Source organism: Mesorhizobium sp. M0051, from assembly GCF_040323235.1.
Taxonomy (GTDB): domain Bacteria; phylum Pseudomonadota; class Alphaproteobacteria; order Rhizobiales; family Rhizobiaceae; genus Mesorhizobium.
The window spans coordinates 123,098-137,796 of record NZ_JAMYUT010000011.1; the positions used below are offsets into that span (position 1 = coordinate 123,098).

Genomic DNA, 14,699 nt, shown 5'->3' on the forward strand with positions numbered 1-14,699 from the left:
GTCCGGCTGGCGGAACTTTTAGCTCAGTTCGCCGCGGATATGCGTCAAAATCGGTGCTGGATCAAGGAATTTTCAACCTGCTCCATCGACCGCACGGGGAGTTTACTGCTGCAGCGCGGCGGAGATTGCGTCGAGGCCGCCGCGTAGTTCGGCTTCCGTCGGCCAGCCAAAGCCGATGCGGAAGAACCGCTTCTCCATCTCGAACCAGTGGCCGGGCCCAACATACGTGCCGTGGTTCTCAAGCAGATTCACATAGAACCGGTCGAGGTCGAAACCGTGATCGACATTCAGGCGGGGGAAGCCGACGACGCCACCTTCCGGCCGCACCCAGTCGACGAGCGGCTCGCGGTCGATCCATGCCTGGACGATGTCGCGGCGCTTCGCCATTTCAGGCAGCAGCGTCGCCAGGAAAGCGTCGCGGCGCTCGAGCATGCCGCGCGCGATGGCTTCGTCGATGACGCTGCCACAGATGCCGATCTGCTCCTTGGCGGCGAGGAACTTTTCCTGAAGCTCCGCATCCCTGGTGATCAGCCAGCCGATGCGGATGCCGGGAATGCCGAAGGCCTTGGACAATGACGAGACGCTGATCGCCTTCCGGCTCAGCGACGCGGCCGACGGCAGCCGCTTGCCATAGGAGAGGTCGCGGTAGGTCTCGTCGACCAGCAGATGGCAGTTGCTGCTTTCGGCCAGCGCCACCAGCGCATCGAGATCGGTCCGGCTTATCATCGTGCCGGTCGGATTGTGCGGGCAGGTGACGCTGATCAGCCTGGTGTTCGGCTGCATCGCCGCCTTGACGCGCTCGACATCGATGGCGAAGCCTTCCTCGAAAGCCAGGTCGACAAAGCCGATGGCACAGCCGATCGCCCGTGGGGTTTCGATGTTGGTGGCGTAATTGGGCCTGATGACGACGAGATGGTCGTTCGCCGACAAAAGCGAGGTCGAGATGATGAACAGCGCGCCTGCGGCGCCGGCGGTGACCAGGACATCATCTGATGAAATGCCGGCATGCTGCGCCGATATCTGCGCGCGCAAAGCCTTGTCGCCGCGATGCTCACCATAGAAAAGCGTGAGATCAGGCAGCGACAGGCCGATGTCGGAGAGCTTCTGGTCGGCGATCGAGCTTTCGGAGAGATTGTGGCGGATACGGTCGTAGCCGTACTCTTCCGGCGCCTCTTTCTCGATCACCATTCTGGTGTAGTTCATGGCTCACTCCCCAACGAACCCGTTCGACCCATCCAAGCCATAAAAACATGAAGCCTGCCAAGGCGGATTCGCCGGCAGGCTTCAATCAATTTATTGGCTCAGCGCCGAAATAGGTCCTTGCCTTAGGAGGTCGTTATCCCAAACTACTGCGCACCCTCGGTCAAGCCCGAGGAAATGCTTTTGAGCGACATGCCTCAGGCTGAAACTTTGGCCTTCCTGCCCTTAGGTGCCTTGATGGGGGCGGCCTTGCGGCCAAGACCGATCGACTTCGCCAGCAGCGAGCGCGAGGCGGCATAGTTGGGGGCGACCATCGGATAATCCGACGGCAAGCCCCATTTGGCGCGGTAGGCGTCCGGCGTCAGGCCGAAATGCACGCCGATGTGACGCTTCAGCGATTTGAACTTCTTGCCGTCTTCGAGGCAGATGATGTAATCGGGCGTCACCGACTTCTTGGGGTTGACCGCCGGAACCAGCGGAGCAGCCAATGGGGCCACCGGCTTGCCGAGCCCGCTTATCGAGGCGCTGACGCTGGCGATGAGGTCAGGCAGGCCGGAGACGGGCAAACGGTTCTTCTCGACGTAAGCGGATACGATGTGAGCGGTCAGTTCGAGCAGGTCGATGTCTTTACGGGCGCTGTTGCTATCGTCGATCACTCTATTTCTCCGTCTAAAAGCGAATGACCTGAAAATCGGATTCGATTCCCCGAAGGATCATGCGCAAAATCAAAATGCTAAAGCGTCCTTTGTGCATCCACGGGACGGGCGGCGTTGTTGTGGCGCGGAATTCCTAATCGGCAAATCTGCGCACTGCAATGACTTGTATCATATCACACGCTATTTTGAACAACTATATTAAACAATAACAATATCAGACTATCAGCGCCTTGTCGCGCCACAAACGAAATCCGCCTTCGAAGGCGCGTGTGTTGTCGCCGCGCCTGGAGTCGGCGGGCAATTCATCGAGCTTGTCGACATTGCCGCCGCCAATGACGACATAGTCAGGCAGCATCGCGGCACGGAGCCGTTCGACCACATCGAAGACATATCCGCGCCATTTCTTCTTGCCGCGCTTTACCAGGCCGCGTTCGCCGACATAGTCCTCGAAGCTCTTGCCGTTCTTATAGGGTAGGTGGGCGAGTTCCATCGGCTGGGCGACATTGTCCGCAATCATCGCCGCGCCCAGACCGGTGCCGAGCCCGAGGAACAGCATGCGCCCGCCTTCGTAACTGCCAATGGCCTGCATCAGTGCGTCGTTGACCACCTTCACCGGTTTGCCGAACGCACCCGCGAAGTCGAATCCAGCCCAACCCTTGCCAAGATTGGCGGGGTCGGTGAGCGGTCTGTTATGATTGACCGGGCCGGGATAGCCCATCGAAATGACATCATAGGACAGGCCCTCGGCGAGCTTCTTCACCGCGTCGATCATCTGCTGCGGTGTCAGGCCCGGTCCGGAGTCCGCCCTGCGTTCCGCACCGCCGGCGCTGGTCAGGATCTTGACGTGCGAGCCGCCAATATCGATCGAAAGCACGATCTTTTCAGTGCCTGATTTCTCGGAGCCCGATGCCGATTGCTTCACCGCCTTGGCCATTGTGCCACCCTTTCACTTTTCCGGATCGATCCAGCCGTTGGGCGGCCCGAAGCCGCCCATAACGTCCGCCGGACCCCATGTCCCCGGCTCGTAGAGATTGGGCGGCGTGGTGTCGCCGAGCACCGGCCCGACGATGCGCCAGGCCAGCTCACTGGCATCCTGGCGGGTAAACAGCTGACCGTTGCCGTTCATGGCGTCGCCGATCAACCGCTCATAGGGCGGCATGTCGCCCTTGCTGTCGTCGAGCGCCGTCAGTTCGACCTGTTCGCCGATCATGTCGTCGCCCGGCGCCTTGCGCTGCGCGCCGATGGCGATCACCACCTGCGGGTCGATACGGAAGCGGACGTAGTTCTGGTCGGCGGGCTTGATCGGATCGAAGACGTCGAGCGGCGGCCGCTTCAGCCGCACAACCACTTCGGTGACATGCACCGGCATGTTCTTGCCGGCGCGGATGAAGAACGGCACGTCCTGCCAGCGCCAGGTGTCGACGAAGAAGCGCACCGCCGCGAAGGTCTCGACCGGCGAGTTCGGGGCCACGCCCGGTTCAGTGAGATAGCCAGTGAATTGGCCGCGCACGACATCGTCCCTGGTCAGCGTGCGGATGGCGCGCAGCACCTGCACCTTCTCGTCGATCAGGTCGTCGGCGGAACGGCCGACGGGTGGCTCCATGGCAAGCAGCAACAGGATGTTGAGCAGATGGTTCTCGATGACATCCCTGATGCAGCCGACATCGTCATAGAAGCGGCCACGACCCTCGATGCCGAAATCCTCGGCCATGGTGATCTGCACGCTCTCGACGAAATTGCGGTTCCAGATCGGCTCGAGAAAGGAATTGGCGAAGCGGAAATAGAGCAGGTTCTGGATCGCTTCCTTGCCGAGATAGTGGTCGATGCGGAAGATCGACTGTTCGTCGAACACCAGATGCAGAACCCGGTTCAGCCAGCGTGCCGATTGCAGATCGTGGCCGAAAGGTTTTTCCACCATCAGCCGCGCGCCCTGGGCCGTGCCCGATTGCTCCAGCCCCTGGACGACGGTCTCGAACATGGTCGGCGGCACCGCCATGTAATGCATCGGCCGCTGTGCGGTGCCAAGCGCGCTTTTCAGCTTCTCGAAGGTCGCTCCGTCGCGGTAGTCGCCGCTGACATAGCGCAGTTGCGAGGCGAACTGTGCGAACACCTTCTCGTCGATTTTGCCCAGCGCATTGACGATGCCGTCGCGGGCGCGGGCCTGCAATTGCTTGATGTCCCAGGCGTCGAAGGCAACGCCGATCACCGGTTCGGTCAGCGTGCCCTTGGCGACCATCTGGTAAAGCGCTGGAAATATCTTCTTGTGGGCGAGGTCGCCGGTCGCTCCGAAGAGCACCAGCGTGTCGGAGCGTTCCTGGCTCATGCGCGTCTCCCCTGCCGCCGTCACTTGCCGGCCTTTTCGACATGGCCGCCAAAGGCATAGCGCATGGCGGACAACAGCTTGTCGGCGAATTCGGATTCGCCTTGCGAGGAGAAGCGGTCGAACAGCGCCGAGGACAAGACCGGCGCCGGCACGCCAGTGTCGATCGCCGCCTTCAACGTCCAGCGGCCTTCGCCGGAATCCGAGACGCGGCCGCCGAAATTCGCCAGGCCCGGATCGCCTTTCAATGCGCCGGCCGTCAGGTCGAGCAGCCAAGAGCCGATGACGCTGCCATGCCGCCAGACCTCGGCCACTTGGGGAAGGTCGATGTCGAACTGATAGTATTGCGGGTTTTCCAACGGGCTGGTCTCGGCGTCCGCCGTTCGTTGGCGCTTGCCGGCATTGGCCGACTTCAGAATGTTCATGCCTTCGGCATAGGCGGCCATGACGCCATATTCGATGCCGTTGTGCACCATCTTGACGAAGTGGCCGGCGCCGCTAGGTCCGCAATGCAGATAGCCATAGGGCGCGGTTCCGGCATCCCTAAGCGGATTGGAGCCGGCGTCGGCGCCCGGCGCCAGCGTGGCAAAGATCGAGTCGAGGTGTTGCACCGCCACATCGGGCCCGCCGATCATCAGGCAATAGCCACGCTCCAGCCCCCAGACACCGCCACTGGTGCCGACATCGACGAGATGGATACCCTTGGCGGCCAGTTTCGCGGCCTGGTCGACGGCGTCGTGATAGTAGGAATTGCCGCCGTCGATAACGATGTCGCCCGGCTCCATCAGGGGCGCGACCTGATCGATGATCCTGCCGGTGATGGCCGCCGGCAGCATCAGCCAGACACAACGCGGCTTGGCCAGCTTGCCGACGAATTCTTCCATTGAAGCCGCCCCTAGCGCCCCGTCGGTCACCAGAGCCGCGACGCTGGCGGGGTTGATGTCGTAGACGACGCATTCATGGCCGTCACGCATCAGGCGCCGAACCATGTTGGCGCCCATCCGGCCCAGTCCCATCATTCCGATCTGCATGGTTTCGTCCCTGTTTCCGAAGAGATTTGCGGGGTTTATCGAGGAAGGATCGCCTGGCTATCCTGGGCGCGCGATAGAACGGAGAAGCCGACATTCTCCCAATCGCCGGCCCCGGGCCAGAAAAAAGTGAAGATCAGCGTGCTTCCCTGCGGGTGGCCGGCCAAGCGACGTTTCGACACTCTTGGCGCTCGGCGTCCATCGTGCCGGAATTCCCGGGGCGCCCGGAGCAATGGTTGGCGTCGGCGTCACTGGCATTCTGCGTCGGTCTCCTGACTCGCCTCCCTAGACCAGGACGCGAAGCGTTTTCAATCACCGCACCGCAAGTTGATCGGCCCCGTCAACCGAGCCGTCGTTGACAGCGGTGCCAGCCTGCGTCCACTATTTCCCGGCACGGGAGGATCGTGAAAACCATGCCGGAGGTGTCCCTGGTCCTGATCGACCGGCTGCTGGCGATTTCGCGGGCGCTTGCCGGCCATATAGATCCCGGCACGGCGTTCCGCGCGACAGCCATCGAGATCGGCTCGCTCATTCCGCACGACCACATGGATCTGGCGGTGCTGTCGCATGACGGCCGCCGCCACGCCTGTTATGAGGCCGGCTTCCACACCAGCTGGAGCGAGCTTGCCCAGCATCCGCTGCCAACCGAAGTCAGCCCGATACGCTCGGTGCTGTGGGGCGAAGTACCCTATCTGCTCGCCGACGACGCACTGAGCGACGAGCGCTTCCATTTCGCCACCGCCATCGATGGGCCGATCTTCGCCGCCCGACTGCGCAGCCGCATCGTCGTGCCGCTCAGGGCACGCGGCGGCACTATCGGCGCGCTCAACATCAGCCGGCACGAGGTCGATTGCTACACGCTTGCCGATGTCGGTGTAGCCCAGCAATGCGCGGATCTGATCGCGCCCTATATCTTCGCGCTGATCCAGACCGAGGAGGCACGCCGCGCCATGCTGGCCGAGAGCGAGGCGCGCAATCGGGTCGAGCTGCTGCGGGTCGGCGCGTCGCAGTTGACCGAAGGCATGGAGCGCGAACGCCGGCGCATGGCCATGGACCTGCACGACCAGACGCTCGCCGACCTCGCCCGCATCGCGCGCCAACTCTCGGCGTTGCGTGGCCAAGGCGTGGCGCGGGCAGCGCAGCTTGCCGATCTCGAGCAGGAGGTTGCCGGTTGTCTCACGGAACTGCGCCACATCGTCGACGATATGCGGCCGAGCGTGCTCGAACTGTTCGGCCTGCGCGATGCGGTCGAGGCGCACCTCAACCGCAGCGTCGCCAGGGCTAAGCCGCCGATCGCCGTGCGCATCGCCGACACCAGCGACGGCGGCGCCGACAGCTTGCCCGAGCCTGTCCGCACCGCGCTCTACCGGATCGTGCAGGAAGCGATCAACAATGCCGTTCGCCATGCCGCGCCGCACCACATCGATGTCTTGCTGGCGTCGACGGCGAGTGTGCTGCGGGTGATCATCACCGACGACGGCCAGGGATGCGGAGTGGTTGACCCGGCGGCGCATGGCGGCATTGGTCACATGCACACACGGGCCGCCCTTATCGGGGCGCGGCTGCGCATCGGCCAAGCCGGTCGCAAGAGCGGCGGCACGCGTGTCGTCGTCGAGATCGACCGGGAGCCATTTCGGGAATTGCTGGTCGCGGCGGCTGCAGCAGCACCCGGCGAGTTCGCCGTGCCGGAGGCCATGTGATGCTTGTGATGATCGCCGAGAACGATGGACTGCATCGCACCTTCGCGCGGCGGACGGTGGAGCAATTGTGGCCCGGCGATGTCGAGGTGATCGAGGCGAGCGATGGCGAGGACGCCATCAATCTGGCGGCCGAGCGAGAGCCGCCGCATGTCGTGCTCGACCTGCAGATGCCGAAGGCGACAGGGATCGAGGTTGCCAGGGCGATCTGGAACCGCCACGCCGGCACGCACATCCTGTTCTGGTCGAATTTCGCCGATGAGGCCTATGTGCGCGGCGTCGCGCGGATCGTGCCGCCCGGCTCGGTCTATGGCTATGTGCTCAAATCGGCGACGGAGGAAGGCATGCGCTCGGCCTTGCGCGGCGTTTTCCGCGAAGGCCACTGCATCATCGATCGCGAGATCCGTGGCATCCAGCACCGCGTCCAAGACAAATTCGAGGGCATCACCGACGGCGAATATGAAAGCCTGATCGACATTGCGCTCGGCCTGACCGACCGCGCGATCGCGGCACGCCGGGGCCTGTCGATCCGCGGCGCGCAGAGCCGCATCAAGCATGTCTACGACAAGCTTGGCATCGTGCCGGCGGAGGACGGCGCCAGCGATGCTTCCGTGTTCAACTCGCGGACGCGGGCGATCTATCTCGCCATGGCGCGCGGACTGATCAACATCGATGCGCTGCGCCGCGAACAGGACCGGCTCGACACCTGGCTGGCGGGGCAGGAGTAGGCCTCGCCCTATACGACGCCTCATCTCATGGCTGAAATTTCGCGCCAGATTCCGATCCAATTCCTGAAACCAGTGGCGCGGCCCCACCGGAACATCGGAAGGTCTGGCGCATTGCTAATGAAGGCCATTTCCAATTTACTGCCCGCGGACCCAAAGTGCGACCCTCGATCACAGATTCATGGCACTTGGTGCGTGAAAGCGTAGCCGGCTTCATCGATGATAATGCTCTTAGTCATGGTGCCGCGATGGCTTTTTATGCCGCCACCTCGCTGGCGCCGATTTTGCTGATTGTGGTTGCTGTCGCTGGTCTCGTCTTCGGTCATGATGCAGCACAATTGGCTTTGTCTGCCCAGATCTCCGGGCTGATGGGGCCGGAAAGTGCTGATCTCCTCCAGACTGCGCTGGAAAGCGTATCCAGCAAGCTGTACGGGACCTGGGCCGCGATCATTGGGCTCGTCACCTTGTTGGTGGCCGCCTCTGGCGTCTTCGGCGAAATGCAGCAGTCGTTAAACACGATTTGGAAGGTCGAACCGCAGGGCAACTCCTTGTCTCGTCTGGTGCGGGCACGAGCCGCCAGTCTGGGATTGGTGGCCGCGCTCGGTTTCCTGCTGCTGGTCTCTCTGATTGCAAGCGCTGCGATTTCGGCACTGGGCGATTTTATCAACGCCCATCTGCCGTTCGGAACGATCATACTCAGCGTGATCAACGGCGTCGTTTCGTTTGTCCTGATCTCCCTGATGTTCGCCGCCATCTACAAAGTTTTGCCCGACCGAAGCCTGGAATGGCGCGATGTCGGGATCGGTGCTGTCGTGACGGCTGCCCTGTTCACGTTGGGAAAATCGCTTATCGGCTGGTATATCGGCACCAGCGCGATTGCGTCCTCGTATGGCGCCGCCGGTGGACTGCTCGTCATATTGCTCTGGGTCTACTACTCGTCGGAAATTTTCCTTCTCGGTGCCGAGTTCACGCGCGCCTATTCAGTTCGACACGGTAGCAGGCCCGATCTGGAGATCTTGATTCGCAGTCCTATGCCTGCGCGGCACGGCTCATTTCGCGCAGGGCAAAAGTCCAACTCTGCCGGCGTGATCGCGCTCGTAGCGGTAGCGTGCGCGAGTGCGACATTGACCATGCTTTTGCTGAGTGTTCGCCGACCCTAGTCCGACGCCGCGATGCGACAGGGTGTTCGCCAATATTATAGACTATCGCCGCTCCTACGGCCGACTGTGCAAACGCACAGTCGGCCGTGCGCTTTGACCCGTATCGCCATGCCGGCGCCGCAACTACGCTCGACACATAAAAAGACCATATCGGGAGAGCGTCATGTCATTCGTTACCATGCCGGTTCGCGCAACTGTCGGCGCCGCCGCGAGCCAGTGATGTCAGTTTCGGCGCGCGCCCGCCAATCCGGCTTCGACGATGTCGTTGGCGATGCAGCGATCGAAACGCTGGCGAGCGGCTTCGGCTTCCTCGAAGGGCCGGTCTGGCATCCGTACGAGAAGTGGCTGGTCTTCTCCGACATTCCCGAAAGCCGGATGTATCGCCGCGGTAGGGCGGGCGAGATCGAGCTGTTCCGCGAGCCGAGCCACAAGGCCAATGGCAACACGCTGGACCGCCAGGGGCGGCTGGTCACCTGTGAGCACGCGACGAGCCGCGTGATCCGGGCCGAGGCCAACGGCAGCGTGACCGTGCTCGCGACACATCATCAGGGCAAGCAGCTCAATAGCCCGAACGACATCGTTGTTGCCACCGGCGGATCGATCTACTTCACCGATCCTGGCTACGGCAGGGTGGAATTCTATGGCGTTGCCCATCCTCAGGAGCTGCGGTTCCAGGGTGTCTACCGCATCGATGGCGACGGCGCACGACTGACCTTGCTGGCCGACGATTTCGTGCAGCCGAACGGACTTTGCTTTTCGCTGGACGAGTCGCGGCTGTTCATCAACGACACCGAACGCGGACATATCAGAGTGTTCGGCGTCGAAGCGAATGGCGATCTCAACGGCGGCGCGGTCTGGGCGGTGACCGAGGGCGAAGGCCTGGGAGCGCCCGACGGCATGAAGATCGATAGCCGCGGCAATCTTTACTGCACCGGCCCCGGTGGTATCCATGTTTTCGACGCGTCGGGCGCCATTCTGGGCGTTATCCGGACGCCTGAAGATTGCGCGAATTTTACCTTCGGCGACGACGACCTGCAAAGCCTCTACATTACCGCGTCGACGTCGCTGTACCGGCTCAGGGTGCGCGTGCCGGGATTGAGACTGTTTTGAGTCCGCGACAATCCGTGCTCAAATCAGAGTTGGGAGTGAGGCCGGGCCAAAGCCGGCGGGAATTGCATCAGTCAACACATCTGGGAGGAGTATGACATGAAGAAACTGTTCGTTCTGGGCGCTCTGGCGGCAATGCTTGCCTCGGGCACGGCGCTGGCCGACACCAGTGGCAAGAAGATCGCCTTTTCCAACAACTATGCCGGGAATTCCTGGCGGCAGGCCATGCTCGACAGCTATGGCATCGTCACCAAGAAGGCGGTCGCCGACAAGATCGTCGGCGCGGCCGACATCTTCACCACCGCCGACAAGGAAGTGCCGACGCAGGCGGCGCAGGTGCAGAACCTTATCCTGCAGGGTTATGACGCGATCGTCATCAACGCCGCCTCGCCAGATGCGCTCAACGGCGCCATCAAGCAGGCTTGCGATGCCGGCATAGTCGTTGTTTCCTTCGACGGCACCGTGACCGAGCCCTGCGCCTACCGCGTCGTCGTCGACTTCAAGGACATGGGCAAGCAGGAAGTCGAGCAGATGGCCAAGTTCCAACCCAAGGGCGGCAACCTGCTGGAAATCCGTGGCCTTGCCGGCACCTCGATCGACGATGCCATCCATGCCGGCATCCTCGAAGGGGTTGCCGCCCATCCGGAGTTCAAGATCGTCGGTTCGGTGACCGGCGACTGGGACCAGACGACGGCACAGAAGGCGGTGGCGACCATCCTGCCGTCGCTGCCCGATGTCGTCGGCATCGTCGACCAGGGCGGTGACGGCTATGGCGCGGCACAGGCATTTGCCGCCGCCGGCAAGCCGCGCCCGACCATCATCATGGGCAACCGCCAGGACGAGCTGCAGTGGTGGAAGGAACAGAAGGACAAGGATGGCTACAAGACCTGGTCGGCATCGATCGCGCCCGGCGTCTCGTCGCTCGCCTTCTGGGTGGCGCAGCAGGTGCTCGATGGCCGCAAGGATATTCCGCACGATCTGCTGGTGCCGTATCTGGCGTTCACCCAAGACGATTTCGAGGCCGAGTTGCCGAAGATCCCCAAGGGTGGCGTTGCCAGCCACGAATACACGCAGGAAGATGCGATCGCGGCCATCAAGGCCAACATCAAGTGAGCATCACGGCAGCGTTGCCGTCCGTATCGCCGAGCGGATATCGTTGAGCATGCCTGAAGGGAACGCTGACATCATCAGACTGAACGGCGCCGAAAAACATTTCGGCGCCGTTCGCGCACTGGGCGGCGTCGACTTTCATGTCGGGCCCGGTGAATGCGTGGGTCTCGTCGGCCACAATGGCGCCGGCAAGTCGACACTGATGCATATGGTGGCGGGCACGTTGACGCCCGACAGCGGGCAGATCGGCGTGCATGGCGGCATCGAGGCGAACTACTCGGTGTCGCGGGCGCAGCAGCTCGGCATACGCTGCGTGTTCCAGGAACTGTCGCTGTGCCCCAATCTCAGCGTCGCCGAGAATACGCGCATCAACCATGCTTCGCTGCGCGGCTTCGGCTGGCGACGCAAGGCGGCCGATCTGATCGCCGCCAAGCTTGACGAGATATTTCCGGGCCACAGCATCTCGCCCTCGGACATCGTCGGCGATCTGTCGATCGGCCGGCGCCAGATGGTGGAGGTGGCGCGCGCATTCACGGTGATCCAGGATCGGCTCGACCTCGTCATCCTCGACGAGCCGACATCGTCGCTCGACTCCCATACGGCTGGCCAGTTGCTGGCTTTCGTGCGCCGCTTCGTTGCCGGCGGCAAAAGCTGCATCCTGATTTCGCACGTACTGGGCGAGGTGCTGCGCAATGCCGACCGCATCGTGGTGATGCGCGACGGCAAAGTGGTTGTCGCTGATGCTGCCAGCGCCTTCGACCGCGACCGGCTGGTGACGGCGATGGGCGGAGCGGAAGCGCGCCAGAGGATCGCCGCCGAAATCGCTGCCGCCAAGCCCGGGGCCAGTCCGCTGCGGGTCCGGGCGCGTCCCGCCGCACAGAAGGACGGCACCGACCTTGTCGCCTGCGCCGGCGAGATCATCGGCCTAGCCGGACTGGCGGGCCATGGCCAGACCGACCTGCTGCTGGCGATCTTCGCCGCGGCATCGCACGCTCGGGCCGGCATCCAAGTGACCGCGCCGGTGGCGCTGGTGGCCGGCGACCGCCAGGCGGACGGCATCTTTCCGCAATGGTCGATCGCGCAAAATATCGGCATCCGCTCGCTGGCGCGCCTGCGCAACCGGCTGTTGATATCGCCGCAGCGCGAGGCCGAACTCGCCCAGTTCTGGCAGAAGAAGATCGGCATCCGCACACCGGATATGAACAACAACATCTTCTCGCTTTCGGGCGGCAACCAGCAGAAGGCGCTGTTTGCCCGCGCCCTGGGCTCCGATGCTGAGATCGTGCTGATGGACGATCCGATGCGCGGCGTCGATATCGGCACCAAGCTGGAGGTCTACGACCTCGTGCGCGAGGAAGCAGGCCGCGGCCGCACCTTCCTCTGGTACACCACGGAAACCGAAGAGCTCGACAATTGCGACCACGTCTATGTCTTCAAGAACGGCCGCATCGTCGCCAATCTGCGCCGCGACGAGTTGACCGAAGAGAAGATCATCCAATCCTCGTTCGGCGATGCGGCCTGAGATGACGGCCGCCAGTCTCGAAACCGCTGCCAGGACTTCCGCCGAGCGTGGCGCTCTGGCCCGCGCCCGCCTGTTGCGCGGGCTGCTGCCGGCGCTGTCGCTGGCGTTGGTGCTGCTTGCCATCGCCTGGCTCAACCCGCGCGCCATCAGCTATTTCGGCTTCAGCTTGATGCTCAATTTGGCGATCCCAATCGCGCTGGCGACGATCGCGCAGATGTTCGTCATATCAGGCAATGAGCTCGACCTGTCGATCGGCACCTTCGTCGGCTTTGTCGGCTGTGTCACCGCGACCTGGCTGAAGGAAGCGCCGCTCATCGGCGTCGTGATCCTGCTCGGGTCGATCTTCGTCTATGCGCTGCTCGGCGCACTGATCCATCTGCGCAATCTGCCGTCGATCGTGGTGACGCTCGGCATGAGCTTCGTCTGGCAGGGCCTGGCGATTCTCATTCTGCCCAAACCAGGCGGCAAGGCGCCGGACTGGCTGCTTGGGCTGATGGCGTTCAAGCCGCCTTTGGTGCCGTTCCCGATCATTGCCGCGCTGCTGATCGGTTTCATCGTCCATTTCGGCCTGATGCGCACCTCCTATGGCGTCATCCTGCGCGGCTCGGGCGGCAATCCGGCGGCGCTCGGGCGCGCAGGCTGGTCGCTGCTCAAGACCAAGATCGTGCTGTTTGCGCTAGCTGGCCTGTTCGGCGTGCTGTCGGGCATGGCACTGATCGGCATCACCACCTCGGCCGACGCCAATATCGGCAATGGCTACACACTGCTGGCGATTGCCGGCGTCATCCTGGGCGGCGGCGAGTTCGTCGGCGGCCGGGTGTCGCCAATCGGCGCGGTAATCGGCGCGCTGACGCTGGCGCTGGCGGCCTCGCCGCTGCTCACCTTCATGCACATTCCACCCGACTGGCAGGTGGCCGCCAACGGCGCCATCCTGATCATCGTGCTGGCGGCGCGGGTGCTGATCAGCCGCAGGGAGAGGTAAGCGATGGCATCGGTGAAATCGCTGCTCACCAAACCCTGGATCTGGTCGTTTCTCGGCGCTTTGCTGGTCTGGCTGGCGACGATCGTCTTCACCGGCGGCTACGGCGCCGGCGGCATGGTGACCGCCGCGCTGTCGCTGGCGGTGTTCACGGTCATCGTCGGTGTCGGCCAGATGTTCGTCATCACGCTTGGCCCGGGCAATGTCGACCTGTCGCTGCCGGCCAATATCGGCCTTGCCAGTGCCGTCGCCATGAAGGTGATGGACGGCAACGATTCGATGATCGCGGTCGGGCTGCTGGCGGCGCTTGCCTGCGGGGCGGCGATCGGCGCCGCCAACTATCTGCTGATCTGGGCACTGCGCATTCCGCCGATCATCGCAACGCTGTCGGCCAGCTTCATTATCCAGTCGATCGACATCAGCTACGGGCGCGGGCTGCAGATCAAGCCGCCGCCAGGCTTCGCCGATTTCGCGAACTGGCAGGTGCTGGGCATTCCGGTGCTGGCGATCCTCACCGTGCTGTTCACTGTCGGAGCTGCCATCGCGCTGCAGCGTATGGTCTATGGCCGCTCGGTGCTGGCCATCGGCCAGAACATTCGCGCCGCCTGGCTCGCCGGCGTCAATGTCGGCCGCATCCGCTTCCTCACCTACATGCTGTCGGGCGCGCTTGGCGGCATAGATGGTGCGCTGCTCGCCGGCTATTTCCGAGGCGCCAATGTCGACATCGGCAACGAATACCTGCTGGCCTCGATCGCCGTCGTCGTCATCGGCGGCACGTCGGTGGCCGGCGGTAAGGCCAATGTCCCCGGCGTCTGGGGCGCGGCGCTGTTCCTGGTGCTTTTGCTGACCATGCTCAACACGTTCGGCGTCAGTGCTGGTGTGCGATTGCTGCTGACGGGGCTGATCATTGTTGGCGTCATCACTGCGGCGGGCGGACAGAAGGCGCTGCGCTGAATGTGATGGGCGCACGACATGGGACGTTGGCGGGACAGCACCCCCCTCTGTCCTGCCGGACATCTCCCCCGCAAGGAGGGAGATCGGCCATTATCGCGGCTTTCGCCAATATCCAACATTGCTAAGTGAGCGAGACGCAGAAGCTGCTAATCTCCCCCCTTGCGCGGGAGATGCCCGGCAGGGCAGAGGGGGTGTGAAGGATCGCTACTTCGGAGATGATGGCGGCCAGGCACCTCGAACG

The 14,699-nt window shown here is 63.1% G+C and carries 13 protein-coding genes; 8 read left to right on the forward strand and 5 right to left on the reverse strand.

Annotated elements, in window-relative coordinates; translation table 11 throughout:
• Positions 1-102 precede the first annotated feature (102 nt).
• The 5 genes from NKJ90_RS14015 to gnd form a co-directional block, all read right to left on the reverse strand.
• On the reverse strand, positions 103-1,203 hold the full coding sequence (locus tag NKJ90_RS14015; protein WP_023760921.1) for an aminotransferase class I/II-fold pyridoxal phosphate-dependent enzyme: 1,101 nt from the start codon (positions 1,201-1,203) through the stop codon (positions 103-105).
• A 194-nt stretch (positions 1,204-1,397) separates the two neighbouring features.
• On the reverse strand, positions 1,398-1,856 hold the full coding sequence (locus NKJ90_RS14020) for a Ros/MucR family transcriptional regulator (RefSeq protein ID WP_023760920.1): 459 nt from the start codon (positions 1,854-1,856) through the stop codon (positions 1,398-1,400).
• 214 nt (positions 1,857-2,070) lie between these two features.
• Positions 2,071-2,790: an ROK family protein gene (locus tag NKJ90_RS14025; protein ID WP_023760919.1), complete on the reverse strand. Its 720-nt coding sequence runs from the start codon at positions 2,788-2,790 to the stop codon at positions 2,071-2,073.
• A 12-nt stretch (positions 2,791-2,802) separates the two neighbouring features.
• On the reverse strand, positions 2,803-4,179 hold the full coding sequence (gene zwf, locus NKJ90_RS14030; RefSeq protein ID WP_023760918.1) for a glucose-6-phosphate dehydrogenase: 1,377 nt from the start codon (positions 4,177-4,179) through the stop codon (positions 2,803-2,805).
• 20 nt (positions 4,180-4,199) lie between these two features.
• Positions 4,200-5,207: a phosphogluconate dehydrogenase (NAD(+)-dependent, decarboxylating) gene (gnd, locus tag NKJ90_RS14035; protein WP_023760917.1), complete on the reverse strand. Its 1,008-nt coding sequence runs from the start codon at positions 5,205-5,207 to the stop codon at positions 4,200-4,202.
• A 410-nt stretch (positions 5,208-5,617) separates the two neighbouring features.
• Here gnd and NKJ90_RS14040 point away from each other — a divergent pair, with 410 nt between their 5' ends.
• From NKJ90_RS14040 to NKJ90_RS14075, 8 genes are all read left to right on the forward strand, one after another.
• The gene (locus tag NKJ90_RS14040) at positions 5,618-6,904 is read left to right on the forward strand and encodes a sensor histidine kinase (RefSeq protein ID WP_023760916.1); all 1,287 of its coding nucleotides are present in this window, start codon (positions 5,618-5,620) and stop codon (positions 6,902-6,904) included.
• Positions 6,904-7,629 (forward strand): response regulator transcription factor, encoded by a 726-nt coding sequence (locus tag NKJ90_RS14045; RefSeq protein ID WP_023760915.1) that lies wholly within the window; start codon positions 6,904-6,906, stop codon positions 7,627-7,629. The genes NKJ90_RS14040 and NKJ90_RS14045 overlap by 1 nt, the downstream gene beginning before the upstream one ends.
• A gap of 245 nt (positions 7,630-7,874) precedes the next feature.
• Entirely contained in the window at positions 7,875-8,786 is a 912-nt protein-coding gene (locus tag NKJ90_RS14050) for a YihY/virulence factor BrkB family protein (protein WP_245266791.1), read from the forward strand.
• Positions 8,787-9,005: 219 nt separating this feature from the next.
• On the forward strand, positions 9,006-9,896 hold the full coding sequence (locus NKJ90_RS14055) for an SMP-30/gluconolactonase/LRE family protein (protein ID WP_023760913.1): 891 nt from the start codon (positions 9,006-9,008) through the stop codon (positions 9,894-9,896).
• A 96-nt stretch (positions 9,897-9,992) separates the two neighbouring features.
• On the forward strand, positions 9,993-11,006 hold the full coding sequence (locus NKJ90_RS14060) for an ABC transporter substrate-binding protein (RefSeq protein WP_023760912.1): 1,014 nt from the start codon (positions 9,993-9,995) through the stop codon (positions 11,004-11,006).
• A gap of 49 nt (positions 11,007-11,055) precedes the next feature.
• Complete coding sequence (locus NKJ90_RS14065; protein WP_023760911.1) at positions 11,056-12,525, forward strand: sugar ABC transporter ATP-binding protein; 1,470 nt, start codon at positions 11,056-11,058, stop codon at positions 12,523-12,525.
• A gap of 1 nt (position 12,526) precedes the next feature.
• Positions 12,527-13,507 carry an ABC transporter permease gene (locus NKJ90_RS14070; RefSeq protein WP_023760910.1) on the forward strand — a complete coding sequence of 327 codons (981 nt, stop codon included), beginning with the start codon at positions 12,527-12,529 and terminating at the stop codon, positions 13,505-13,507.
• Between the two features lie 3 nt (positions 13,508-13,510).
• Positions 13,511-14,458, forward strand: a complete 948-nt coding sequence (locus NKJ90_RS14075) for an ABC transporter permease (RefSeq protein ID WP_023760909.1) — start codon at positions 13,511-13,513, stop codon at positions 14,456-14,458.
• Positions 14,459-14,699 lie beyond the last annotated feature (241 nt).